This is a genomic window from Tenacibaculum soleae (assembly GCF_001693415.1).
Classification (GTDB): domain Bacteria; phylum Bacteroidota; class Bacteroidia; order Flavobacteriales; family Flavobacteriaceae; genus Polaribacter; species Polaribacter soleae.
In genome coordinates this window covers 987661-1011546 of sequence record NZ_MAKX01000001.1, presented here as the reverse complement: position 1 = coordinate 1011546, position 23886 = coordinate 987661, and the positions used below count along the sequence as shown (strand labels likewise).

Sequence of the window (23886 nt, the reverse complement as noted above, 5' to 3'; positions counted from 1 at the left end):
TAAAACTTTAATTAATTGAAAAAGATAAATCTTCTTCTTTTGGAGGTAAGCAATTTTCACCAGAACAAACCATATATTCAACAGTACCTTTTATGATAAACTTTTCGTTTGTTTTTAATCGAATACGTTGTTTAAAAACTGCTTTTTTATCAAAATATTTAATACGCATATCAAATACATCATCATCTACAACGTGCCCTTCTTCTTCTTTTGTATTTCCTTTTTTTAAGTAACGTTGATCTCCTGTAAATGAAAACACCGTAGGTAATGGCCCTCCTTTAGGTATTTCTTGAGAATAAATGTACCATTCCTCATCTAATGTAGCTACGGCAATTAATTCACTTTCTTTATCAGATATTTTTTTTACTGTGGTTGTCCATTTTACAGGACTGTGCATTTGCCCGTATGACACAGAACTTATTGTAAAGATTAAGATCGCTATTAATTTCCTCATTTTTATACAATTAAAAAAGTTATTCTATTTTTTGTAAAAATAACATCTTTCTTTTGTAAAACAAGAACAATAAAAAAGTTTAACTTTTTAAACAAAAAAAGAGTAATCATTGCTGATTACTCTTTACTAGTAGCGGGAACTGGACTCGAACCAGTGACCTTCGGGTTATGAGCCCGACGAGCTACCTACTGCTCTATCCCGCGATTTGGACTGCAAATATACTATGTTTTTATTAAACTACAATACTATTTTTTGTTTTTTAGTTTTTATTTTATACTCAAAATATAAACAACCCTCAATTTAAAGGCTATCCTTTATTTATTTAAGAAAATTCAATAGCATCAAAATACCTAGAATTAGGTATTTTTTAACACACATAAAACATATATTTTTAAAGTACAACTTAATTTAAATACAGATGAAAAACATTCTTAAAAGAAAACCAATACGGAAATGCACGTTTATTAGTTTCTCCTTTGTCCTATGACATGCATGCTAAAAAACCTACGGCAACCACAAAAGTATATGCGCTACTGGTTTGTTATAATTACAAAGAACAACAAAAGGCATTGTATCAATGATTTAACGTATGATTTTGCAAAGAAGGGAGAAAAAGAACTTTTTTTAGATATGAGTGCTAAAAAATCAAATATTAGCATTGGTAAAACAGTATTTTATCGCCGTGATTTAACACCTGCTAACCAAAAACCAAAAAAATCAGATTGCTTTAAATAAAGTAACTCATTACCAAACTTTACTTTTAAACAAAAAAGTCTTTCAAATATAATGAAAGACTTTTTCTTAGTAGCGGAAACTGGACTCGAACCAGTGACCTTCGGGTTATGATCCCGACGAGCTACCTACTACTCTATCTCGCGATTTCGAGTGCAAATAAAATTCGTTTTTATGTAATATTTTTTTCAACACGATGTTTTTTTTTAAATGTATTTAATATATTTATAAAAAATTCCTTTTTTCGTTAAAATGATTGAAAATTCTAGTTCGTCTTTAGAAAGAAAGAAAAGAAAAATATTGAAAAGAATGTTTGACATTTGTATTGTTTTCTTTTTTTTACCGATATCACTACCTTTAATTATAATTGCTTTATTACTAACTAAAATAACCCTAAAAGAATCTGCTATATATTCACAAACAAGAGTAGGAAAAGATAATAAACTATTTTTAATATACAAGATAAGAACAATTTCTAATGTTCAAAATGACCACATAGAAAAATCTAATTTTAAAATTTTCTCTTTAGGTAAAATCTTAAGACTTTCTAAAATTGACGAACTTCCTCAACTATTTAATGTTTTAAAAGGCGACATGAGTTTTATAGGTCCTAGACCTGAACAACCTCATTATGTTAATGAATATTTAAAAGAGAATTCTTCTTTTAAGTTAAGACATGCCATAAAGCCAGGTATTACTGGCTGGGCTCAAGTTAATTTACCTAAAGCAAAACCTAAGGACAACCTAAAAAAATTAAAGTTTGATTTATACTATATAGAAAAATACCCTTGGAAATTAGACTTCATTATTTTGGTTAAAACTATTAAAATAGTTTTAACCTTAAATAGTAACTAACAAACTCATCCTAAATTACGGGGTTTAATAAATTTTCACCTAATTATAACTTTTTATTCTTAATAATTTGAAAAATAAAATTTCTCTCCTTAAACACTTTCTTTTCTAAAATAATTTTCATTTCAAAGTGGTGATTTAAAGCAATATCTTTAATCTTAGCTAAATTACAATCTTCTGAAAGAATCATATATACAGTTTCAGTTTTTTTTCTTTTAGATAATTCATGAAACAATTGTTTAAAATACTCAAAATCTACCCCACAAAACCAAGCTTGTTCTTTTTGATTTTGTGGATCTTTAGGATAATAAGGAGGATTTATGACTATCAAATCGAAATATGAATCTTTCAATTCAGAAAACAAATCTGAATATATCACAGTAATCGATAAGTTATTTTTTAAAGCCGATTTTTTTAAATACTCGATAGCCTTTACGTTTATATCTACTGCTGTAACGTTTGCTTTTTTTGACGCCGCATATAAAGAAATGATTCCTGAACCGCAACCTAGCTCTAAAAAGTCTTTTTTTGAAATACTTAAAGTGCTAATAAAATCTAATAAAATTTTAGTACTTATTGTATAATGCGGAGGAAACACTTCTGGATGTACTGTTACACTTACTTTTTTATAAGAATACTTCCTTGGCTTAGAAAACCAAAGTTTAGTTATAACTCTAAAGAAAGGGTGAATTACTTTTTTTATAAAACCTCTCATAATTCTATTCTGAGTAAAAACCCTCTACTTCTGGTTGACGGTATTTCCAAACTTTATGTAATACTTTTATTTCATAAGGGTAATTGTAAAAACCTGTTTTGTAACGCCAATTAGAAACCAAACGTAATATGTTTTTCTTATATCCACGAATTCTAAAATCAGATACTGTTGGATATTTTCCGTTCAATACCGTTTCAAAATCTTTAATGGTATCAATCATGTATGGTTTTAACCAAGGAGTTAATGGGTTTTTACGTAAATCAAAATTTTCCCAACTTGGCAAAACCCACTCCTCTAAAGTCTCTGGAAAAGAAAAACCTGCATCTAAAATTTGCTTATATAATTCTGATCCTTTTGTTGGGGTTGGGCTATATAAATAAATAATAATTTCTGTATCTGGGTTTATTTCTTTAATTTCTTTAATAAAATTGATATCCCAAAGAATCTGTTTATACACTTGTTCTTCAGTATCTGCGGGCATTCCTAAAACAAATGACATTTCAGGAATAATTTCCGCTTTCCCCATACGTAAAGCAAAGTCTTTAATCATTTTCCCAGATTGTGTACCTCCTTTATTCATTTGCTTTAACACTTCATCATTTCCTGTTTCTGCGCCTAAAAAAATCATTTCACAACCTGCCTTTTTCATCAACTTTAGCTCTTCATCAGAATATTTATTAAGTGTATCAATTCTTCCTTCTCCCCAGTATTTAATATTATCCTCTAAAATTAAATTAGAAAATTCTAAAACTCGTTTTTTTGAGGTAAAAAAATTATTGTCATGAAATTCAATTGCATCAACATTGTATTTCTCTTTAAAATACTTTACATCTTGATACATTCCTTCAGCTGATTTACCTTTCCATCTACCACTAAAAATCGGTACAATTCCACAAAATGAACATGTAAATGGACACCCCATACTCGAATGATAAGCTAAAGTTCTTTTCCCCATAAAAGTTTTTCCTAAATAACTTTCAAGTGGGTAAAAAGTATCTAAATAAGTATAAGGTAAATTGGGTAATGCATCCTGATCTAACAATTTTTCTTTTTTAGTCTTAACGATTTTTCCATCACCATTTCTAAAAATCAAATTATCTATATTACTCAACGTTTTTTCAAAGACTACTTTACCTAATTTTTCTCCTTCTAAGACACTTAATAAAGAAGGAAAAGTTACATCTCCAGGCCCATTTACAATATAATCTACTAAATGAGAATCCATACAAACCTCGTATTGGTTAGAGGCAAAATAACCTCCCCAAATTACAGTAACATTAGGAAACGTTTCTTTTATTTTTTTGGTAAAAGGAATTGCTTGTCTAAGTTGTGGTCCCGGCATAACAGTTGAACAAAAATACTTATACTCACCTGTTTCTAAATATTTAAAAATTTCTTGAAGTGGATCTTTTTCTAAATTCCCATCTACCAAAACATATTCAAACTCTTCATGAATAGATGCTCCAACCTGCAAAATAGAGTTCGGTATTCTATGTTTTGCATTTCCACTTTTAGGATTAAATATTATTACTTTATTTTTCATAATTAAAAAGCACTACAGCATCTACTACAGGCTGGGAACAACCCTCCTGATTTATTTAAGTCATTACGTAATTTTTTCAATACTTTAGAGTTCCAAACCTCTTTCAAAGATTCCTTATACATATTTCCTAACTCTAAATTATAACATCTTCCATGAGCCGGAATTACACTACCATCAGATTTTATCATTATGTTTCCAAAAACATCATTACATCCTTTTCCTATAATTTCTTGGGGTGCATGATAAAAAACATTTAACCCTTCTTTTGTAGATATATCTGGTGAAAAACTTACATTAAAATTTAATTTGGTAGTTTTTATCTTTTTTATTTCTTTTAAAAGAGTATCAAGATTAAAATTATCTATATTTATTTCATCCATATTTGACGAAGTAGCTAAATAGTATTGACTCCATTTTTCATTATGGGACCGAGCAACATATTCTGGGGTAAAATTAGTATGCATAAAACCAACTTCTTTTAAAGGCAAATGTTTAATTTCATTAATAAATTGAGTTAAATAACCAATATTCCATTCTGTAATTACGCAAAAAACAGATACAGATTGTTTAGGATTAATTTTAATAAGCTCCTCAATACCTTCTAATGCTTTTTGAAAAGATTTTTTATGACCTCTAATCTCATTGTGAATGTCTTTTGGACCATCTAAAGATATATAAATTTCATTAACTCCTGAATCTACTAGTTGTTGCGCTTTATATTTTAAGGTTAAAGCGTTTGTTGTTATGGTTGTATACAACTCCATCTTATTTGCGTATGCTAAAGACTCAATCAAGTGAGGATATACTAAAGGTTCTGTAAAAGCATAACCTAATTTAGTCTTAGGGAAATTTTCTTTTACTTGATCAATAATATTTTTAATTAATTCTATTGGCATGTTTATAGGATGAGTCCCCACTAAATTTTGAGCAAAATTACTCTCTAAATTTTTGGTTCCTACATCACACATTTTACAATGTAAATTACAAACATTATTTACCCCTAAAACAATCCACTCTGGTGCGAATAAATATTTGTTTGGAAAATAATTTTTATTGATTGTTTTTAATACTTTGTACATATTTAATGTGTTCTCTTGAACTATAAATTTAATTTAAAATAAATAAGAAAAATATAAGTTTTAAGCTTTAAAACCTAATTATTTTTTATTAATATTATAAAAAATAATCCCCAATTAAAAAATGAAGAGTAAACATGTATTATTTTTAAATTACCATTCTTTACCTAAAATCCTAGACCCAAATGAAAAACTTATAAAATTTCACTTTGTATATGACGTTCTTTTAGAACTTAAAAAAAAACATAAAATTAGTGTCATAGAATTTATTGGTGTAAAAAACTTTTTTATTAAAAATAATATTTTTTATTATTTCCAAAGAAAAACAAATAACAAGAAGTTTTTAATTGATTTAAAAACTCATTTTTTAATTAAAAAAATTTCTCCTGATGTTATTTACATTCATGGTTTTAGTAAGATATATCATGTTATTTTCTTTAAATTTTATTTAAAAAAAAACACCAAAATCATTATTCAACATCATGCTGAAAGGCCTCCTCATAACTGGCTTAAGAAAAATATTTTAAGTAAGTTAGATAAATTTATTGATGCTTATATTTTCACATCTATTGATATGGCTGATAATTGGATCTCAAAAGATTTAATATCTTCTAGAGTTAAAATTTTTACCCAACCTGAATTATCTACTCACTTTTCTTATAATAGCACTATCAAAAAGGATGCTAATTTATTTATTTGGGTTGGTAGACTAAATAAAAACAAAGACCCTATAACTATAATAGAAGCATTTATATCTTATATCAAAATCAATTCAAAAGCCAAATTAGTCTTATTTTATTCAGAGAAAGAACTAGAGAAAAAAATTATTGACATTCTAAATTTAAGTGGAATAACAAATGAAATCAAACTAATGGGAGTTATTGATAATTCAGAATTAGAAGAATGGTATCAAAAAAGCACTTATTTTTTATTAGGATCATACTATGAGGGTGGATCAACAGCTCTTATAGAATCGATGGCTTGTGGATGTATCCCTATAATAACTAATATTGCTTCAAATAGAGCAATAACTGAGAATGGTAAATATGCAAAACTATTTAAACCAGGAGATAAAGAAGATCTTCTAGAAAAATTAAAATCGTTAAAGAATTTTAATTCTAAATCACTATCATTAAAAATTAAAAACCATTTTAATAATAAACTTTCTTTTAAGGCTTTATCATCTGGCTTAGAAAAATTAATTGAAACTTTATTTAATCATCACTAATTTTCTATCTTTTAGAACATAATATTTATCGCTAATTTTTTTCATTTTTGGGTTGTGTGAAATCATTATAATTGTTTTTCCTTCTTTTTTTAATTCAACAAGATAATTAAGTATTCTTTCTTCTAACTTTTCATCTAATTGATTTGTCGCTTCATCTAATATTAAAATATCAAAATTATGATAAAGTGAACGTAATAATGCAATTCGTTGCTTTTGACCTCCAGATATTTTTAAAGAATTAATATCTAAATATAGTTTTTCTTCAGATTTTATAATACTATCTAATTCTAGGATCTCTGAAAGCTTATGAATTTTTTTAAAATCAATATTCTTTTCACCCTCACCTAAAGTGATATTATCAATAATAGATCCTTCAAATATAAAAGAATTTTGAGGTAAATAATTAATTATACCAAATAAATTATGCTCATTACAAATTTTAAAATCATCAATAAAAACAGCTCCTTTCTGAGGTTTTTGAAGATTCATAATAATATTTACGAAGGTTGTTTTACCTGTTCCAGAATCTCCAGATATCCCAATAACCTCCCCCTTAAGAATAGTTAAATTTACATTATCAATAATACGTTTCTTGGAACTGTACTGAAATGAAACATCCTTTAAAATAAAATTCTTTTTTAAAGGGGTATTAATTATAGTCGTGTTTTTATTTAAGTTAACAACTTCACTTAAAATATCTATCGTATACTTGAATGATTGAAAATTAGTATAAGACACAATTATTTTATTTATTGACGGTAGCAATTTTAAAGCAGAACCTGCAATAAATGAAATTACAAAAACATTTGAAATTGTTGAATTTTGTGCTTGAATTAGAAAAAGAACAACAAAAGTCAATCCAACCACCATTAAAATTTCTAAATACTTGTTATTAGATTTCTTGTAAATTTCCAACTTCGCATATTGATTATTAAAATGATGAACGCTTTTATTAAACTTCTTATAAAAATGTAATTCTTTATTTAAGCTTTTTAACTCCAAAAAACCTTGAATTATATTTATTAATTGTGATGTAACCTCATGATAACTGCTTTTTAAGGAATCATTTATGGCGATAATTTTTTTTTTCCTTTGAAATATTAAAAAAATAAAAGCTAATGAAAAAATTCCTAAAACGATTAGTGTTAGCTTTAGATAAAAGTAAATACCTATTCCTAATATAATAAAAACAACAATACCTTCTGTAAGAAATGTATTAATTGACAACAAAATATGGTTTGAAAAATCTAATCCAACTATTTTAATATTCTGGATACTTTTTGCTGTATTTTTTTTTTGAAAATCAAGATAGTTTTTTGTCAAAAAATTATTTAAAAATTTTGATGATAATTTCGTTGCAATATTAAAAATAAAATGAGATTGGTAGGTATTAATCCTTATCTGTATTAAATTTTTTACGATAAAACTGACAATAAATAAAACAACAATCAAAGGAATATTAGACTCACTAATTTGTATAAATTCCGAAGCTTTTTCTAAAACCATCTTATAATCTATTAACAACAAAAAAACAGGTATTAAATAAGCTATTGAAATTAGATCTAATAAAAGATTTAAAAAAGATAGAGATACAAAAAAGGGTAGTTTTTTCCTAAATTTTTCAGGAATAATGGATAAGATAATTTTTAGTTGATTTATCATTTTATTCTGTTAACTGATATAAATTCAAATAAGATTTGATTGTATTTTCTATTGAATATAAATGTATTCTTTTTTTATTAACAGTAGTAAACAAGAGAAAATCATCACAATAACTTGCTAAATCCTTTACATTACCTCCAACTTTCCAAAACATTGATTCAGAAGCACAACCAACATTAGTAGAAACTATTCTCATACCTGAGTAAAGAGCTTCTGGAAAAACAAAACCAAAAGATTCATACCTACTTGTATGTAAAAGAATATTAGATTTAGACATTTTTAATAAAACTTCACTTCTTGGTAATAACCCCGTTAATTTTATATTTTTATTAAGATTTAATTTTTTTATCTCTTCTTTTAAAGAGGTATATTTTTTTCCTTCACCAATAATTTCAACTTTAATATTAGGGTGTTTCTTCACTAAAAAAGCTATCACTTTAATAAAAAAAGAATAGTTTTTTACATCATTTAAAAAACCAACACCTAAAATATCAATTGAATTCAACTCTAAATCAGGAAAACTTGAAGAGGATATTCCCCAAGGAATTATTTGAGAGCTAATGTTTAATTTATTTTTTAAATCTTCAGAATGATTTTTAGAAAGAGATACAATTTTTGACTTTTTCTCATTAATAAATTTCACAAATCTATTTCTAACGACACTCTCTTGCCCCATAACTGTAACAACATGGTTTATATTGTTCTTAATCGAAAACCTTTGTCCTATAAAAGAACAATCACCAATCCAAAAACTATGAACACAACTAATTGGCTGTTTTTCATTCAATTGATTAAGCTTCATTTTTGCTTTATAAAATATAAAAGGTTTTTTTATTCTTTTATTAGATCCATTTAAAGGTATTACAGTAATATCAAACCATTTATATTGTTCAATAAATTTAGGGTATTGAAATGCAATAACAGTTAAACGAGCTTTTGGAATAGTTTTTTTTAATTCCTTTAAATAAATAGCTAATGCTGGTATTACAGTTGAATCTTCTTCAGAAGAAGCAAAACCTGGTGTTAAAAAAACAATATGTGACTCTTTATCTTTCATACTAAAAAGTGTCTAAATCTCCAAAAGTAAACTTAAGTTGTTCTAGAGGAAAATCAGAAGAGAAATTCTTATATCCAACAGTCCAAGATTCAAAGGTTTTCTTCGAGTGTTTTCTCATCAATTTTGAAATTTGTGTATTTGGTGAAGCTTGAATATTAATTTCTCCAATTCCATTAAATGTTGCAATCTTTTTTATTTTTTTAAATGCTATATGAAACAATTCTTCTGATGGGGTTTCTATATCACCTATTAACAATCCATTTTTAATTTTTATCCAAAAAAGGACTCCTTCAATAGAAATGGTAAAATTATTTGTAAACGTTTTGTATTTATAAAACTCATGGTTTCTAACTGTTGAAACAATATTTTTTTCTTGAAAAACACTTCCCTTTATAATTGCATCTGTTTTATATTTTTTTAAAATATTAAAAACTCTTTTTTTGTATAAGCGATTAATTACACCTAATTTCCTTGTAATTTTTTCAATTGGAATTAAGGCCGTTTTCACACTAAATCTCTGCATACGTTCTTTGTATTGCCAATTTAATTTATTCATATACACGTATTCTGAATTTTGATTTGGAAAACACCAAACAAATTTAACATTAGCCTCTTTTAATGCCTCATCTGTAAGTTTCAGTAATTTCGTAAAAACACCTTTTCTAGCATAGGCTGGTAGTGTCATAGAATCTGTATATTGAGCAGCAAGTTCAGTTTTTTCATTATATTTCATTAAGACAGGAACTACTCCCTGAAAGGCAATAGGTTTGCCCTTATCGTAAGCTAAATACCCCAAATAACCGGTACCTAGATAAGAAGTATCAAACTTAGCTAAAAGCTCATCTAAAGTTACAATTTTCCCAAAAACATGTTTATAGAGGTAAATTAAATCTTTTATATTTTCTGAAGTAAGTGGGACAAACTTATATAACATCATTTTAAAAATAAGAGCCTTTTAATAAACAAATTAATTGAAGTTCAAACGAAATATAAGGATTCATTACAAAACGATTTTTAAAAACTTCATTTTTATTAGCCTCATTTTTATTATAATCAACTAGTAAAACTCTTTTATACCCAATCTCTAAACAATAATTAGCAAGCTCATCTGAATAATAACCAAAAGGAAACGCGAATTCTTCAATAGGAATCCCTAATATGTTTTCTAATTTATTTTTACTTTCAATAATTTCACCTTTTGCTTCTTCAATTGAAATCGCTAATAAATTAGCATGTGTTTGGGCATGAGAACCAATAGTAAACAATGAATTTTCCGAAATACTTTTAATCTGTCTGAAATTCATTAATTGCCAATATTCTTTTAATGAACTCGATTTTATAACATTCCAATCCTCATTAAAAAGTTTATAAACTGATTTAATTTTTTCATAAGAAATTGTTTTCATTTTTTTTTTCAAAGACATTCCTTTGTTAACAAACTCAGACTTTTTATTTTTCTCATATGTATTTCCTTCAAAAAAAATTTGCTTTACTTTTGTTTTTAATGAAACCAAATCTAAAAAATCTGTCCATAAAAATGAAGCTTGCTCATGAATTGTTGTAATATAAAAGCTTGCCGGTACTTTATACTTCTTCAAAATTGGAATTACATATTCATAATTATTTAAATATCCATCATCAAAAGTTATTGCTATATTCAACGTATTCTCTTTAAAATTTTTAGCATAATAATCACCTACAGAAACTATATTATAGTGTAACGCAATATATTCTATAAATCGCTCAAAATATTCTTCAGAAAAAAACCTACTGCTTAAACTAGTGTTCCCTACTTTATCAACCCCATGAAATAACAAAATACGTTCACCATACCTATTTTTAAGCAATGCTTTTTTCAATCCTATTTTTAATAAATAATTCCTATAAAACAATAAGAAACGACATTTAACTTTCATCCAAATCATAAGTTAATTTTTTTATTTTTTTAAAAAAAAGAGACAAAAACATAACCTTACAAATATTTGACTATGTTTCCTATAAACTTCTTAAATCATAGGTGCATAACAGAAATTGTTTTAGAATGAATTTCTGATATTGTCCTTAGGGTGTTAAAAAATCAGAATATTCTTTTACCCTATTCTTCTTGTCTTGTTGACTATCGAAACTAAATCTTTTTTTTACAATATACAAACGACAACCATATGGCAACTTGTTTTCTATTTCTAATTGATAGATCTTCATAAAATAATACTACATTATTACCATTTCATTGTTTATTTAAAAAAAAATTAGATGAAACAAAACTAAATCAGTAATAGACAAGTTGTAATATCTTTACCACCTAAGATTCTTATATTCAAATACCAATCTTCTTCCACCTAAAATCACATCAATATCAAAACTACATAAACTCTTACCCTGATATTATTTTAACTCTTTAATCATTTTTTCAAAACAGTTCTTTTTCAATTATTTTTTCACAAAACGTAACCACGGAAACGGAGAATCATTTCTTTTTAATATTCTATGAAAAATACTTCTATTAGGCATGTAAAGAATTTCAAAATCTTTCACCTTTGTAATTTCATGATGAAAATAGTTTAATGTCATTTGTGGAAAACCTAAATTTTTATAATATTTTTCAGTTCTAAATTTTGCTTTCGACAGTTCTTCTTTCTTGTAAAACGGACTATCTATAATATGTATTTCACCTTTTGATTTTAAATATAATTTCAAAATAGAAAATAATTTTTGAAAGTCTAAAAAATATTGAACAGAAGCATTTAAAGTAATGATATCAAATTGCTCTTCAAAACTCTTTAACTTGAAGATATCTCCATACAGGTAACTAATTTTACCTTTCCCAAACAAACGTACAGCCTGTTCTAATTCTTCACTATTTACATCTAACCCTATAACTTTATTTTCTTTAAAAACACTTGATAATTGATTCGTAAACCAACCATTTCCACAACCTATATCTAAAATAGATAAACCTCTGTTTTTATTTCCTAAATATTTTAAAAATCTTTTCGTTGATTTCCCTCGTAATTCCCACTCTTTTTTATTGGGGTTTTCTGCAAATGTTTTTGGTAGTATGGAAACTTCCTTATCTATCAATATTCTATTTTCTTTCTCACGAGCTCTAATATAGTCTGATTCAAATTTTTCTTTTTCTTCAGTTAAATAACCGACACCATTCCGTGTATAAAGAGGATTTATAATCATAGATTCTTATAATATTTCATTGCCCAATATGCTAAAATTGATTTCGCTTTTATTTTCATAAAATAAAGGAAACTTTTTCTATCTCCTTTTAAAATCTCTTTATTAGAATTTACTTCATTTACAATATACTTAACTGCATAATCGTAATATTTTCGAGAATATGTTCTTTTAAAATCTATATCTCTATCGGTCGTAGTTTTCCAATCAGGCTGTATCGTAATATTTTGTTCTATTTCATTATATAATGAAGTTCCTTTTATAGGATAAGCAACAGTAATTGTAAAATGTGTTGGATTTGCTGCTTTTAAATATTTAACCGTTTCGTAGATGTCTTTTTCATCCTCTCCAGGATAACCAACCATAATAAAAGTACCTGTTTCTAACCCTAAGGCGTTTGTTTTTTGAATTGCTGATTTTACTACGTTAATATCTACACGTCTATCCATAGCGTCAACAATTTTTTGCGAACCACTTTCTGCTCCAATCCAAATTCTAGAACACCCCGCTTCTTTTAAAAGTTGTAAAACCTCATCGGTTAATCTCTCTGCACGCGTAATACATTCAAAAGGAATAATAGCATCTTGTTTTATAACTTCTTCATGAAAACTTTTAATCCATTTATGGCTTACTGTAAAAACATCGTCAACAAACCAAATAGAATCCGGCTGATACTTATTTTTTAATAATTTTAATTCCTGAGCAACTAAGTTTGCAGACCTTCTACGATAACTTTGCCCATAAACGGCAGTACTACACCATTTACATGTATATGGGCAACCACGCTGTGTACTTACAGTCATAGAGCTTTGTCCATGGTGTTTTTTCCAAGTTTCTAAATACTTATAAACAGGTATTGCTTCTCTATTAGGCAATGGTAAATCAGTTAAATCTTTTATTTTTACTCTCGGGGCTGTTTTAATAACTTTTTCATCAAGTAAAAAAGCGATTCCTTGAATCGTGTTATAACTTTCATTATTAAAAATTGCTGAACATAAATCTAAAGTAGTTTGTTCTCCTTCTCCTATAACCAAAAAATCAGCACCTGCCTTTAGGTAACTCTCACAATTATAGGTTACATCTGGCCCTCCAAGTATAATTTTAACTCCTCTTAGTTTAACATTTGTTTTAAGTTTTTTCATCAACTTAATAACATTAACTTTTGTCATTAAATTAGTATAAATAGCTATCGCCTTAGGTTTTTTCTCCTCAATAAACTCTAACTGCTCTTTAAATGAATAAAAAGTACTATCATATACATCGTTTTCAATTTTATTTTTATTGAGATAACTCGATATATATAATAGTCCTAAAGGAGCATAAGGCCGCATAATTTTTTGCTCCTTATCATCTTCATATAAATAATATGCATGGGTTAAAACTACATTCATTTTTTTATCAATTCAATTATAAAATGATCTGCATATTTCGCTAAAAAACGATTTGACAATCTTTTTTCGATTGTTTTTAAAATATTCCAAATAGGCTTTTTAGTTAAAAACGACTTTTCTAAATAAGAAGGTGGAATTACGATTCCTACAGGAGAATAGTTAATTAATGTATAATTTACCTTAGACATTTCAATTATTCCTTTTGGGTTAAAATACCAAGTTGGCACTTGTACATCATCAACATTCACCAATAAAGCTTCATTTGTATTTCTTCTTTGAGCCTTTTTAAAACTTCCTTTAACTAAAAAATAAAGTTGTTCCCAAACACAGTTTTTAGGCATCAGTACCATTACTAATTTTCCTTTAGATACTAATAATTCTGAAGCCATTTTTAAAAACTCTCTCAACTCTTCATGAGAGAAGCAATTCAATCCTCCAAAATTTGAAAAAACAACATCAAATTCTTTTTTAAAAGAATCTTTTGAAAGTTTTTTACAATCTAAAACTTCAAAATTTAAATTATTATAGCTATTCTTTTTATTTGCTACTTTAATCATTTCTTCTGAAATATCTGTGGCTATTATATTATGTCCTTTTTTTGCAAGAGCAATTGCATCTACACCTGTCCCACAATTTAATTCTAAAACATTTACTTTTTTTTCTGATGAAAATATATGTTCAATATTTTTATAAACTTTTTTACGCTGTTCCCTACCTATTTTAGTGTTCGTAAAGGTATCATCGTATGTTTTTGCTGCAATATCAAAAAAACTAGTCATTAATATTCTCTAATTTATTTAGTTGCAATTTATTTATCATTGAGGTAGTTATATAATATGGTAATAAAAAAACTAAACGCCACTCATACATTTTTAAACTAAAAGGGTTTCTAATCATTTTTTTAAAATTAAAAACTCCTTGAGCTTTCCTAAAAACCTTGTGAACATATCGCTGCAGTTTTTTATAAAATTTAGAATTAAATGATCCTTGAAACATCATTGCTAAATCATCAGAATCTGTCCAATTAGCTTTTAGCTTTAAATCATCTTTTACTTTTTCGTAAAATTCTGTCTCAGGTAATGGATAAGATACCGAAACACCTATATTATCAGGCAACAATTTTTGTATCATTTTAATTGTTAAATCGATATCTTCTTTAGTTTCGTTTAAATATCCAAACTGAATAAAAAAAGCAACTTTTATATTTTTTTCTTTTAGTAAATAAGTAGCCTTTTCTATTTGATCTATGGTAGTTCCTTTATCCATAGCGTCAAGAATTTTTTGAGACCCACTTTCAGCACCAATCCAAACTTCAGATAATCCACTTTCGGCTAATGCTTCTATATTTTCTTCTTTTAATAATAAATCTGCTCTACTTTGTATATAATAACTAATATTTAAGTTTTCTTTCTTCAATAAAGTATTAAACTCTTGTACCCATTGTGATTTTAAACCAAAAATATCATCACACATCCAAAACTTTTTAACTCCAAAAGTTTTCTGTAAATAACTAATATGTGCAACAATATATTCTGGAGAATGTGAATTGTATCTATTTCCATAAATTGGTTTAGCACACCAATTACATTTAAACGGGCATCCTCTAGTAGTAACCATATTTAAACTAAACTCTTTCCCTCCTTCTTCCCAAATTTTTTTGTAATCATTAATATTTATTAAATCCCAAGCAGGCATTGGAAAACTATCAAGGTCTTTATAAACAGGTCTTTTTGGATTTTTAATAATTTCCCCTTTATCATTAACATAAACAACTCCATCAATTACTGTGGCATCTTCTTTATTCTGAAACTTACCTACTAACTCTTTTAATGTTACTTCTCCCTCTCCTTGAATTATAAAATCTGCTCCAGCATCCAAATATTTTTCATAATGATCAGTAGCGTCAGAACTACAAACTACTATTTTACAATTATTCCCTCTTGCTTTTAAAATCATTTCAAATGCTGCTTCTCTCATATTGGTTAAGCACATCTTAGTGAGGTAATTAAAACCATCATCATAAATTACAAAAATATCAGGCTTATTAATTTCTAAAAACGAATGTAATGGGTCAATATTTTTAAGCAAACATGTATCAAATAGACTAACAACATACCCTTTTTCTCTTAAAAAAGATGCAGCATACATAGTTCCAAGCGGTGGAAAAGGGGTTTTATTTTTCCACTGTTTTTCGTCAAACGGATAAAAATAAGAATGTGAAAAAGCAATGTTAAGCATGTTCTGACGCAAGTTTTATATTATGTATTTCTTCGATTTCTTCGTATTTTTCATTTAATAAAGACAGTACCTTTTTTTGAAAATTACTCGGGTGATGTTTTGATACATTCTCTGAAGACTTAAAAGCTATTTCAAAATCTTCTTTAGGTAAATGATTAAATTTATCTCTCCATTTTTTTATAGTTATTTTCATAAAAATCTTTTCTATATAATCTCCTGCTTTATAATTCAATAGTTTTTCAACCGTTTTAGTAAAAGCACTTTTAGAGATTGTTTTAATATTTTTTTCTTTTCTAATTAAATTTGGAAAAAAACCATACACCCATTTATTTTCTTTAAGAAATTCTTTAAATGTAATTTCTCCGTATAAAGGAATTAGCGTAGCGACTTCTGTAGCAGTAAATCTATTTTTTTCATCTACACTTAAATAACCGCTGCTCATAAAGTAATTTACACAAAAATATTTTTTAGAATTTAGCAAGAATATTTTCTTATATAGTATCAGTAAAGTTCTGGCAATCCAAATTCTATTTTTTCTGGTAATAATAAAAAAATCAATATCACTCTTCTCATCAAAATATCCTTTTGATAATGATCCAGAAATACAAACACTATCTATGTATGGAAAATTGGATATAAACTTAGCTATCTTCCAAGCTTTAGGCATTATATTTTCAGCATTTTTATTTCCTTCTAGCCTTCTATCTAAAATGTTTTTATCATTAAGTATAGAATAGTACCCATTGTTATTATAGATAATCCCTCGTTGCTCTAAACTTAATATCTGTTTAACTACCTCCTCTTTTTTTTTAGAATCTGAGAAACGAAAAACCTCCTCTAGTGTTAAAGGATAATTAAAAATAGAAAAATATAATATGCTTTTTAAAATATTCATTTTTTAATATCTATTTGAAGAAGTGTTCTTTTATTTATTTCCTCTCTTTTTTCATCAAAAAACCATCCCCATTTATTAAAATATTTAATTGACGATACTAAATGATGTAAAAAAACTTTGTTTTTCTTATATGATTCTTTATTATAAACGTGATAAATAAATGCTTCGGAAAAAAAAACTGTTCTACATAGTTCATTTACTCTCCTCGTTAAATCTAGATCTTCAAAATAAAGAAAAAAACGCTCATCGAATCCATTCACTTTTTTTAATATACTTGTTCTAAAAAACATAAAACAACCCGATACATATGGTATATCTATATTACTATTGTAATTGAAGTTTCTTAATTCATACTTTTCATCCCTCTTTTTAACAATCTTTTTAACCCGTAAAAAGCGTCTAATAATTAAATCTTTTGGAGTAGGTATTAACTTACACAAAAATTGTAATTTACCTGATGGATATAATACTTTAGGAGCACTTAAACCAATTTCCTTATTCCTATCCATAAAAAGAATTAGCTGGGACACCAGGTTCTTACCTAATCTTATGTCTGGATTAACAACTGCATGATATTTAGAATTTAATTCAATTGCTTTTCTTATAGCTATATTATGTGCTTTTCCATACCCTAAATTTTCATTATTATAAATATATTCTAGGCTTTTATATTCTTTAAAAAAGTTATAATTGTTTTCATGCGAATTATCTATAATAAAAACATATAAATTAATAGTTGATGAAAAAAAATCAGAAAGTAATTTCTTAACTTCATTAATTTCATTATTAAATAAGACTATTGAAACCGTTAAAATCATTAAACCTTTTTTTGCTAAGTTATTCAATTATATTAAATAACTAAATCTTATTTTAATCATAGAACTTTTAAAACAAAAAAAGTCTTTCAAATAAATGAAAGACTTTTTTCTTAGTAGCGGGAACTGGACTCGAACCAGTGACCTTCGGGTTATGAGCCCGACGAGCTACCTACTGCTCTATCCCGCGATTTCGAGTGCAAATATACGCTCTTTTATTTCTTATAACCAAATAAAACATCTTTTAAAAACACTATTTTTTATAACTACATCAATAACAACCTAATAAAAAAAAATATTTTTAATTCAAACAGCTTATCTTTGCAGCATGACACATAAAGCAGGATTTGTAAACATCATCGGAAACCCAAATGTTGGGAAATCAACCTTAATGAATGCATTGGTTGGTGAAAAATTATCAATTATTACTTCAAAAGCTCAAACGACAAGACATCGTATTTTAGGGATTGTTAACGATGATAATTATCAAGTTGTTTTTTCTGATACACCCGGAATTATAAAACCCGCTTATGAATTACAATCTTCTATGATGGATTTTGTAAAATCGGCTTTTGATGATGCTGATGTATTAATATATATGGTTGAAGTTGGTGAAAAGGAGTTAAAAAACGAAGCTTTTTTTAATAAAATAATTCACAGTAAAATTCCAATTATTTTATTATTAAATAAGATAGATAAATCTACACAAGTAGAAGTTGAAGAAAAAGTTACTTACTGGACTAATAAAGTACCCAACGCATTTGTACATGTAATTTCAGCTTTAGAAAAATTTAACGTACAAGTAGTTTTTAATAAAATTGTAGAGTTATTGCCTGAAGGACCTGCTTTTTACCCAAAAGATCAATTAACCGATAAACCTGAACGTTTTTTTGTAAACGAAAAAATTCGTGAAAAAATTCTACAACACTACAAAAAAGAAATTCCGTATGCTGTTGAGGTAGAAACCGAAGAGTTTATTGAGGAAGAGGATATTATAAAAATTCGAGCTATTATTATGGTAGAACGTGACACCCAAAAAGGAATTATTATTGGGCATAAAGGAAGCGCTCTTAAACGTGTAGGTACCGAAGCTCGTAAGGACTTACAGCAGTTTTTTGATAAAAAGGTTTTTTTAGATTTATATGTAAAAGTAAATAAAAATTGGAGATCTAATGAACGTCAATTAAAACGTTTTGGTTACAAAGATTAATTTATTTTTTGTAAAAATGATTTTGTAAAATCTTTTAATTCATCCATTTGTTTTTGACCAGTAGATTTACCTATTGTTCCTACAAAATATAACGATACCCATACAATTGGTAAAACAACAAGCATTACAACTGGCAAAATTGACACTTTTTTTAAAGACCAATTACTATATGCTATAACTCCAAAAATTAAAAAGGCGGTGGCAACCACAAAATGCAAAAACATAAAAAAAGTCCAAACTTGTGGTTTAGGACCAAATAACCCTTTAATTTTAGATTTATTTGCTGATATTTTTTCTATCTCAATAGCTAGTTGAGGTGACCAAAAATGAGTTTCATTAACAGGCACATCAATAACAACATGATTATCAATAACTTTCATTTTATATACTGATGTATCCAATAAATGTGCTTTAACTTCATTTAATAAAACCTCAGCATCCATTTCAAAATCAATTTGAAATCTTGGTTTTAAAAAAATCTGATTATATAATTGATCCTCCATATTTTAAACTAATTATCCCACAATGTAGTAAAAATAGTATACTCTTTAAAATTCGGCTTAAAATCATAACGTAAGTTGTATCTTTGCACAAATTTTTACAAAATGAGTAGTATTGTAGCCATTGTAGGAAGACCTAATGTAGGTAAATCCACTTTATTTAACCGTTTAGTACAACGTCGTGAAGCTATTGTAGATTCTGTAAGTGGAGTTACAAGAGATAGACACTACGGAAAATCTGAGTGGAACGGGAAAGAGTTTTCTGTAATTGATACTGGTGGATATGTTGTCGGGTCGGATGATATTTTTGAAGGAGAAATACGTAAACAAGTTCAATTAGCTATTGATGAAGCTGATATTATTGTTTTTGTAGTTGATGTAGAGCAAGGAATTACCCCAATGGATAATGAGGTTGCTAAAATATTACGTCAAGTTAAAAAGCCACTTATCATGGCTGTAAATAAGGTAGATAACGCAATGCGTGATGCTGATGCGGTTGAATTTTACAACCTTGGCTTAGGTGAATACCATACTATTTCTTCAATAAATGGTAGTGGTACAGGTGAATTACTAGATGCAGTTGCAAAAGAAATACCTGAAGAAGATGAAGTTGAAGAAAATGAATTGCCTCGTTTTGCGATTGTTGGTCGCCCTAATGCCGGTAAATCATCATTTATCAATGCTTTAATTGGTGAAGACAGAAATATTGTTACCAATATTGCGGGTACTACTCGTGACTCTATCGACACAAAATACAATCGTTTTGGCTTTGAGTTTAACTTAGTAGACACTGCTGGAATTCGAAAAAAATCTAAAGTAAAAGAAGATTTAGAGTTCTATTCAGTAATGCGAGCTGTTCGTGCTATTGAACATTGTGATGTTGCTGTTTTAGTTATTGATGCAACTCGTGATTTTGAAGGTCAGGATGAAAAAATATTTTGGCTAGCTGAAAAAAACAAAAAAGGAGTCGTTATTCTTGTTAACAAATGGGATTTGATTGAAAAAGAAACCAATACTATGCGTGATTTTGAAGCGCAAATAAGAAGAAAAATAGCTCCATTTACAGATGTACCAATTATATTTACTTCTGTTTTAACAAAACAACGTATTTTTAAAGCTATTGAAACCGCTGTTGAAGTTTTTGAAAACAGAAAACGTCGTATTCAAACAAGTAAATTAAATGAAACGATGTTAGAGATTTTAGAACAAAATCCGCCTCCTGCAACCAAAGGGAAATACATCAAAATTAAATACTGTATGCAATTACCAACGCATACACCTCAATTTGCATTTTTTGCTAATTTACCTCAATATATTCGTGATCCGTACAGGCGTTATTTAGAAAATCAATTACGCCAGCATTATAATTTTAATGGAGTGCCAATTATTATTTACTTTAGACAAAAATAAATATAGCTTTAACATAAATTAACTCTTTTAAAGTAGTTTTTTCATTTTCTTTATGCGTTTATTAAACAACTCATAAAAAAGCAATGAAAAAACTACTTTTTGTTTTTACGTTATTACTTACTACAAGTACATTTGCTCAATCTTACCCATTTAAGATTACTGGTAAAATTAATAGCGGTAAAGAAAAAACACCCATTGAAGCTGCAACCATTCATTTAGAAAAAATAAAAGACAGCACAGTTGTTTCCTATACAATATCTGACAATAAAGGAAACTTCTCTTTAGAGGGTAAATCTTTTCACAAAAACTTAAAACTATTCATCTCTTACATAGGAATGGATAACTACACTAAAACAATTACTTTAGGAAAAAAAAGTAATTTTAACTTAAGTACTATTTCTTTAAAAGAAGAAAGTAATTTACTTAATGAAGTTGTTATAAAATCAAGAGCACCTATCACTATTAAAAAAGACACTTTAGAGTTCAATGTAAAATCCTTTAAAACAAAAAAAGATGCTAACGTTGAAGATCTACTAAAAAAATTACCAGGTGTAGAAGTAGACGAAGAAGGGAAAATTACCGTAAACGGTAAAGAAGTGAATAAAATACTAGTAAACGGAAAACCTTTTTTTGGTAACGACCCAAGTATTACAACCAAAAACTTAACAAAAGAAATTATTGAAAAAGTTCAAATTACCGATACCAAATCAAAATCAGAGGCGTTTTCAGGCGAAAAAGGAGACGCCAACAATAAAACAATTAACCTTACCATAAAAAAAGAAAACAATAAAGGTTGGTTTGGTAGAGTATCTGCTGGCGCAGGAACAGACAAACGTTTTGAAGGAGCTACAATGGTTAATCGTTTTGACAACGACCAACGATTTAGTATTCTGGCAAGCACCAACAACATAAACTCTCCTGGTTTTAGCTTTGGTGAAATTCAAAAAATGTTTGGCGGCGGTAACAATTGGGTTAGCAGCAATGGTAGTTTTAGCATTAATGGTAGACGTTTTGGCGGAGGAAGTGGAATTGTAAAATCTAAAACAGCTGGCGCAACTTATGCCGATCAATACGGCAAGGGTGTTGATGTAAATGCAAATTACTTTTATTCTGGCAGCAACTCTAATGATGAATCTAAAAGCAACAAAGAATACACGCTTCCAGACAGAAAATACTTCTCAAACTCTATTTCTAAATCTGATAATGAAAACCATAACCATAGCATTGGTGTTGAATTTGATATAAAAATTGACTCAACTTTTTTAATTAATATAAAACCTTCTTTTGTTTTTAATAAAAGAGACGGTAGTAACAGCAGACAAGAAGAATCTTTAGACGAAAACGGCACTTTAACAAACAATTACACCAGTAATTCTTATGTTAAATCTAAAGCTAATAATTTTCAAAACACTATTGATTTAACCAAAAAACTAGGTAATAAAGGGTCATTTATTAAAACATCTATTACAAATCAAATAGACAAAGCTGATACAGACGAATTAAATAAATCGACCATTGAAGTATTCGGCCCAAATGCTAGTACTGAAAATAGGGATCAAGAAAGCGCAATTTCAAATAATTTAAATAGCTTTAACACAAAGGTTACTTACCGTTTTCCTTTAATTGCTAAAAAATTATTTTTAGATGCAAAATACACGTATCAAAACGATGAAAGAGAAAACAAAGAAGACACGTATGATTTTAACAACACGACTCAACAATACAGTGATTTTAATCAAAGTTTAAGTTCAGATTTTACCTATAACGATATTGCTAAAACACCTGCGCTGGAGTTAATTTATAAAACGAAAAAATGGCGTTTTAATTTTGAGACTGGTTTTGTAAACAGAACATTAGAAAACAACGATAAACTACGTCCAAATTTAAGTTTAGAAAAAGAATTTAATAATTTAGCGCTAGATGCTGGTTTTAGATATAGATTCGATTCAAAAGCTTCAATTTATTTTGATTATCGTTTAACAAATCAAGTTCCTAACATTAATCAAATTCAACCATTTGCAAATGTTAGCAACCCATCTAACATTATTACAGGTAACCCAGAATTAAAACCTACACAAAACCACAGAGCTTACATTAACTTTAACAAATATAATTGGCAAGCTGGTACAGGTCTCTATTTATATATGAGTGGTAGTATTTTCAAAAATCAAATTATTTCAAATACTACGATCTCTGATGAGTTTATCAGAAATTCAACCTACGAAAACACTGATGAAGGCTACGATTTTTGGGGAGGTGGTAGTTATAGTAAAAAACTTAAGTTAGACTCTATTACCAATTTAAAACTTAGAGCAGGTTCTAATGTAAGTATCTACAAAAATTTTAACATAGTAAACACAGTAAAAGAAGGAGCTCAAACAACTTCTTTTAGACCAAACTTAGGAATAACTTTAGAGTGGAATAAGCTTATTTCAATTGAAACTCGCTACGATGTTTCATTCTCTAAAACTAAATACGACATTAACACGAATCAAAATCAAAACTTTACGAGTCAAACCTTACGTTTTAGAACAAAAACTAATTTTCCAAAAAAATTAGAATGGAGAAATGATATAAGGTACAACTACAATGCAAATGTAATTGGCTTTAACAAATCTTCTTGGTTCTGGAACGCAACTTTAGCTTATTCTGTATTAAAAGATCAAGGTACAATTAGTTTAAAAGCCTATGACTTATTAAACCAAAACACCAATGCACAACGTAGAGCAACTTCTAATTATATTGAAGACTCACAAAGTACAGTATTACAACAATACTTTATGTTAGGTTTTAGTTGGAAATTTAATAGCTTAGGAAAAAAAGGAAAAGTAAGAGATTATAAAATGTTTTTTTAACATAAAAATTATCAAAAAAAGTCATTAATTAAATTAATGTCTTTTTTTTTACGCTTTAGCCTATGAA

The 23886-nt window shown here is 27.6% G+C and carries 21 protein-coding genes and 3 tRNA genes; 6 read left to right on the top strand and 18 right to left on the bottom strand.

Going from position 1 to position 23886, the window contains the following annotated elements; translation table 11 throughout:
• Positions 1-7: 7 nt before the first annotated feature.
• Both BA195_RS04710 and BA195_RS04705 read right to left on the bottom strand, forming a co-directional pair.
• Entirely contained in the window at positions 8-454 is a 447-nt protein-coding gene (locus tag BA195_RS04710) for a protein-disulfide reductase DsbD domain-containing protein (protein ID WP_068702921.1), read from the bottom strand.
• Between the two features lie 130 nt (positions 455-584).
• A tRNA-Met gene (locus BA195_RS04705) sits at positions 585-657 on the bottom strand.
• Between the two features lie 322 nt (positions 658-979).
• Between BA195_RS04705 and BA195_RS14345 the strand changes: the two genes are divergently transcribed.
• Positions 980-1189, top strand: a complete 210-nt coding sequence (locus BA195_RS14345; protein WP_176714952.1) for a hypothetical protein — start codon at positions 980-982, stop codon at positions 1187-1189.
• Positions 1190-1259: 70 nt separating this feature from the next.
• On the opposite strand, the gene BA195_RS04695 is transcribed toward BA195_RS14345, so the two are convergent.
• Positions 1260-1332 (bottom strand) — tRNA-Met (locus BA195_RS04695).
• A 106-nt stretch (positions 1333-1438) separates the two neighbouring features.
• On the opposite strand from BA195_RS04695, the gene BA195_RS04690 reads away from it, so the two are divergent.
• Positions 1439-2041 (top strand): sugar transferase, encoded by a 603-nt coding sequence (locus BA195_RS04690; RefSeq protein ID WP_084443064.1) that lies wholly within the window; start codon positions 1439-1441, stop codon positions 2039-2041.
• 43 nt (positions 2042-2084) lie between these two features.
• On the opposite strand, the gene BA195_RS04685 is transcribed toward BA195_RS04690, so the two are convergent.
• Genes BA195_RS04685 through BA195_RS04675 form a run of 3 tightly spaced genes read right to left on the bottom strand, consistent with a single transcriptional unit; the run spans position 2085 to position 5375 of the window.
• Complete coding sequence (locus tag BA195_RS04685) at positions 2085-2753, bottom strand: methyltransferase (RefSeq protein WP_068702917.1); 669 nt, start codon at positions 2751-2753, stop codon at positions 2085-2087.
• Positions 2754-2757: 4 nt separating this feature from the next.
• Complete coding sequence (locus tag BA195_RS04680; RefSeq protein ID WP_068702915.1) at positions 2758-4296, bottom strand: B12-binding domain-containing radical SAM protein; 1539 nt, start codon at positions 4294-4296, stop codon at positions 2758-2760.
• A 2-nt stretch (positions 4297-4298) separates the two neighbouring features.
• Positions 4299-5375 (bottom strand): radical SAM protein, encoded by a 1077-nt coding sequence (locus BA195_RS04675; RefSeq protein ID WP_068702913.1) that lies wholly within the window; start codon positions 5373-5375, stop codon positions 4299-4301.
• 121 nt (positions 5376-5496) lie between these two features.
• Here BA195_RS04675 and BA195_RS04670 point away from each other — a divergent pair, with 121 nt between their 5' ends.
• Positions 5497-6600: a glycosyltransferase family 4 protein gene (locus BA195_RS04670; RefSeq protein ID WP_068702911.1), complete on the top strand. Its 1104-nt coding sequence runs from the start codon at positions 5497-5499 to the stop codon at positions 6598-6600.
• Here BA195_RS04670 and BA195_RS04665 read toward each other — a convergent pair.
• The 11 genes from BA195_RS04665 to BA195_RS04615 form a co-directional block, all read right to left on the bottom strand.
• On the bottom strand, positions 6583-8262 hold the full coding sequence (locus BA195_RS04665; RefSeq protein ID WP_068702905.1) for an ATP-binding cassette domain-containing protein: 1680 nt from the start codon (positions 8260-8262) through the stop codon (positions 6583-6585). The two genes, BA195_RS04670 and BA195_RS04665, sit on opposite strands and share 18 nt — an antisense overlap.
• Before the next feature lies 1 nt (position 8263).
• The gene (locus BA195_RS04660) at positions 8264-9319 is read right to left on the bottom strand and encodes a glycosyltransferase (RefSeq protein WP_068702903.1); all 1056 of its coding nucleotides are present in this window, start codon (positions 9317-9319) and stop codon (positions 8264-8266) included.
• A 1-nt stretch (position 9320) separates the two neighbouring features.
• The gene (locus BA195_RS04655) at positions 9321-10256 is read right to left on the bottom strand and encodes a GNAT family N-acetyltransferase (protein WP_068702900.1); all 936 of its coding nucleotides are present in this window, start codon (positions 10254-10256) and stop codon (positions 9321-9323) included.
• A gap of 1 nt (position 10257) precedes the next feature.
• Entirely contained in the window at positions 10258-11244 is a 987-nt protein-coding gene (locus BA195_RS04650; protein WP_068702898.1) for a polysaccharide deacetylase family protein, read from the bottom strand.
• A gap of 505 nt (positions 11245-11749) precedes the next feature.
• Positions 11750-12508, bottom strand: a complete 759-nt coding sequence (locus BA195_RS04645; RefSeq protein ID WP_068702896.1) for a class I SAM-dependent methyltransferase — start codon at positions 12506-12508, stop codon at positions 11750-11752.
• On the bottom strand, positions 12505-13896 hold the full coding sequence (locus BA195_RS04640; protein ID WP_068702893.1) for a B12-binding domain-containing radical SAM protein: 1392 nt from the start codon (positions 13894-13896) through the stop codon (positions 12505-12507). The genes BA195_RS04645 and BA195_RS04640 overlap by 4 nt, the downstream gene beginning before the upstream one ends.
• The gene (locus BA195_RS04635; protein WP_068702892.1) at positions 13893-14675 is read right to left on the bottom strand and encodes a class I SAM-dependent methyltransferase; all 783 of its coding nucleotides are present in this window, start codon (positions 14673-14675) and stop codon (positions 13893-13895) included. The genes BA195_RS04640 and BA195_RS04635 overlap by 4 nt, the downstream gene beginning before the upstream one ends.
• Positions 14668-16134, bottom strand: a complete 1467-nt coding sequence (locus BA195_RS04630) for a B12-binding domain-containing radical SAM protein (RefSeq protein WP_068702891.1) — start codon at positions 16132-16134, stop codon at positions 14668-14670. The genes BA195_RS04635 and BA195_RS04630 overlap by 8 nt, the downstream gene beginning before the upstream one ends.
• A complete protein-coding gene (locus tag BA195_RS04625) occupies positions 16127-17029 on the bottom strand; it encodes a nucleotidyltransferase domain-containing protein (protein ID WP_068702890.1) in 903 nt (300 codons plus the stop codon). The genes BA195_RS04630 and BA195_RS04625 overlap by 8 nt, the downstream gene beginning before the upstream one ends.
• Positions 17026-17847, bottom strand: a complete 822-nt coding sequence (locus tag BA195_RS04620; RefSeq protein WP_068702888.1) for a glycosyltransferase — start codon at positions 17845-17847, stop codon at positions 17026-17028. The genes BA195_RS04625 and BA195_RS04620 overlap by 4 nt, the downstream gene beginning before the upstream one ends.
• Positions 17848-17961: 114 nt before the next feature.
• A tRNA-Met gene (locus BA195_RS04615) sits at positions 17962-18034 on the bottom strand.
• A gap of 138 nt (positions 18035-18172) precedes the next feature.
• On the opposite strand from BA195_RS04615, the gene era reads away from it, so the two are divergent.
• Positions 18173-19054, top strand: coding sequence for a GTPase Era (gene era, locus BA195_RS04610; RefSeq protein WP_068702886.1), 882 nt, complete (start codon positions 18173-18175; stop codon positions 19052-19054).
• Here era and BA195_RS04605 read toward each other — a convergent pair.
• Positions 19051-19557, bottom strand: coding sequence for a hypothetical protein (locus BA195_RS04605; RefSeq protein WP_068702884.1), 507 nt, complete (start codon positions 19555-19557; stop codon positions 19051-19053). The two genes, era and BA195_RS04605, sit on opposite strands and share 4 nt — an antisense overlap.
• A gap of 102 nt (positions 19558-19659) precedes the next feature.
• On the opposite strand from BA195_RS04605, the gene der reads away from it, so the two are divergent.
• Positions 19660-20964 (top strand): ribosome biogenesis GTPase Der, encoded by a 1305-nt coding sequence (gene der / locus BA195_RS04600; protein ID WP_068702882.1) that lies wholly within the window; start codon positions 19660-19662, stop codon positions 20962-20964.
• A gap of 83 nt (positions 20965-21047) precedes the next feature.
• Positions 21048-23819, top strand: a complete 2772-nt coding sequence (locus BA195_RS04595; RefSeq protein WP_068702880.1) for an outer membrane beta-barrel protein — start codon at positions 21048-21050, stop codon at positions 23817-23819.
• Positions 23820-23886: the final 67 nt, after the last annotated feature.

Excerpts from the sequence above, each read along its gene's own strand:
- BA195_RS04635 (WP_068702892.1), bottom strand. The coding sequence starts at position 14,675 with ATGACTAGTTTTTTTGATATTGCAGCAAAAACATACGATGATACCTTT.
- BA195_RS04660 (WP_068702903.1), bottom strand. The coding sequence starts at position 9,319 with ATGAAAGATAAAGAGTCACATATTGTTTTTTTAACACCAGGTTTTGCT.
- BA195_RS04710 (WP_068702921.1), bottom strand. The coding sequence starts at position 454 with ATGAGGAAATTAATAGCGATCTTAATCTTTACAATAAGTTCTGTGTCA.
- BA195_RS04680 (WP_068702915.1), bottom strand. The coding sequence starts at position 4,296 with ATGAAAAATAAAGTAATAATATTTAATCCTAAAAGTGGAAATGCAAAA.
- BA195_RS04685 (WP_068702917.1), bottom strand. The coding sequence starts at position 2,753 with ATGAGAGGTTTTATAAAAAAAGTAATTCACCCTTTCTTTAGAGTTATA.
- BA195_RS04645 (WP_068702896.1), bottom strand. The coding sequence starts at position 12,508 with ATGATTATAAATCCTCTTTATACACGGAATGGTGTCGGTTATTTAACT.
- BA195_RS04595 (WP_068702880.1), top strand. The coding sequence starts at position 21,048 with ATGAAAAAACTACTTTTTGTTTTTACGTTATTACTTACTACAAGTACA.
- BA195_RS04630 (WP_068702891.1), bottom strand. The coding sequence starts at position 16,134 with ATGCTTAACATTGCTTTTTCACATTCTTATTTTTATCCGTTTGACGAA.
- BA195_RS04670 (WP_068702911.1), top strand. The coding sequence starts at position 5,497 with ATGAAGAGTAAACATGTATTATTTTTAAATTACCATTCTTTACCTAAA.
- BA195_RS04675 (WP_068702913.1), bottom strand. The coding sequence starts at position 5,375 with ATGTACAAAGTATTAAAAACAATCAATAAAAATTATTTTCCAAACAAA.
- BA195_RS04655 (WP_068702900.1), bottom strand. The coding sequence starts at position 10,256 with ATGATGTTATATAAGTTTGTCCCACTTACTTCAGAAAATATAAAAGAT.
- der (WP_068702882.1), top strand. The coding sequence starts at position 19,660 with ATGAGTAGTATTGTAGCCATTGTAGGAAGACCTAATGTAGGTAAATCC.
- BA195_RS04605 (WP_068702884.1), bottom strand. The coding sequence starts at position 19,557 with ATGGAGGATCAATTATATAATCAGATTTTTTTAAAACCAAGATTTCAA.
- BA195_RS04620 (WP_068702888.1), bottom strand. The coding sequence starts at position 17,847 with ATGATTTTAACGGTTTCAATAGTCTTATTTAATAATGAAATTAATGAA.
- BA195_RS04690 (WP_084443064.1), top strand. The coding sequence starts at position 1,439 with ATGATTGAAAATTCTAGTTCGTCTTTAGAAAGAAAGAAAAGAAAAATA.
- BA195_RS04640 (WP_068702893.1), bottom strand. The coding sequence starts at position 13,896 with ATGAATGTAGTTTTAACCCATGCATATTATTTATATGAAGATGATAAG.
- BA195_RS04665 (WP_068702905.1), bottom strand. The coding sequence starts at position 8,262 with ATGATAAATCAACTAAAAATTATCTTATCCATTATTCCTGAAAAATTT.
- BA195_RS04650 (WP_068702898.1), bottom strand. The coding sequence starts at position 11,244 with ATGATTTGGATGAAAGTTAAATGTCGTTTCTTATTGTTTTATAGGAAT.
- BA195_RS14345 (WP_176714952.1), top strand. The coding sequence starts at position 980 with ATGCGCTACTGGTTTGTTATAATTACAAAGAACAACAAAAGGCATTGT.
- era (WP_068702886.1), top strand. The coding sequence starts at position 18,173 with ATGACACATAAAGCAGGATTTGTAAACATCATCGGAAACCCAAATGTT.
- BA195_RS04625 (WP_068702890.1), bottom strand. The coding sequence starts at position 17,029 with ATGAATATTTTAAAAAGCATATTATATTTTTCTATTTTTAATTATCCT.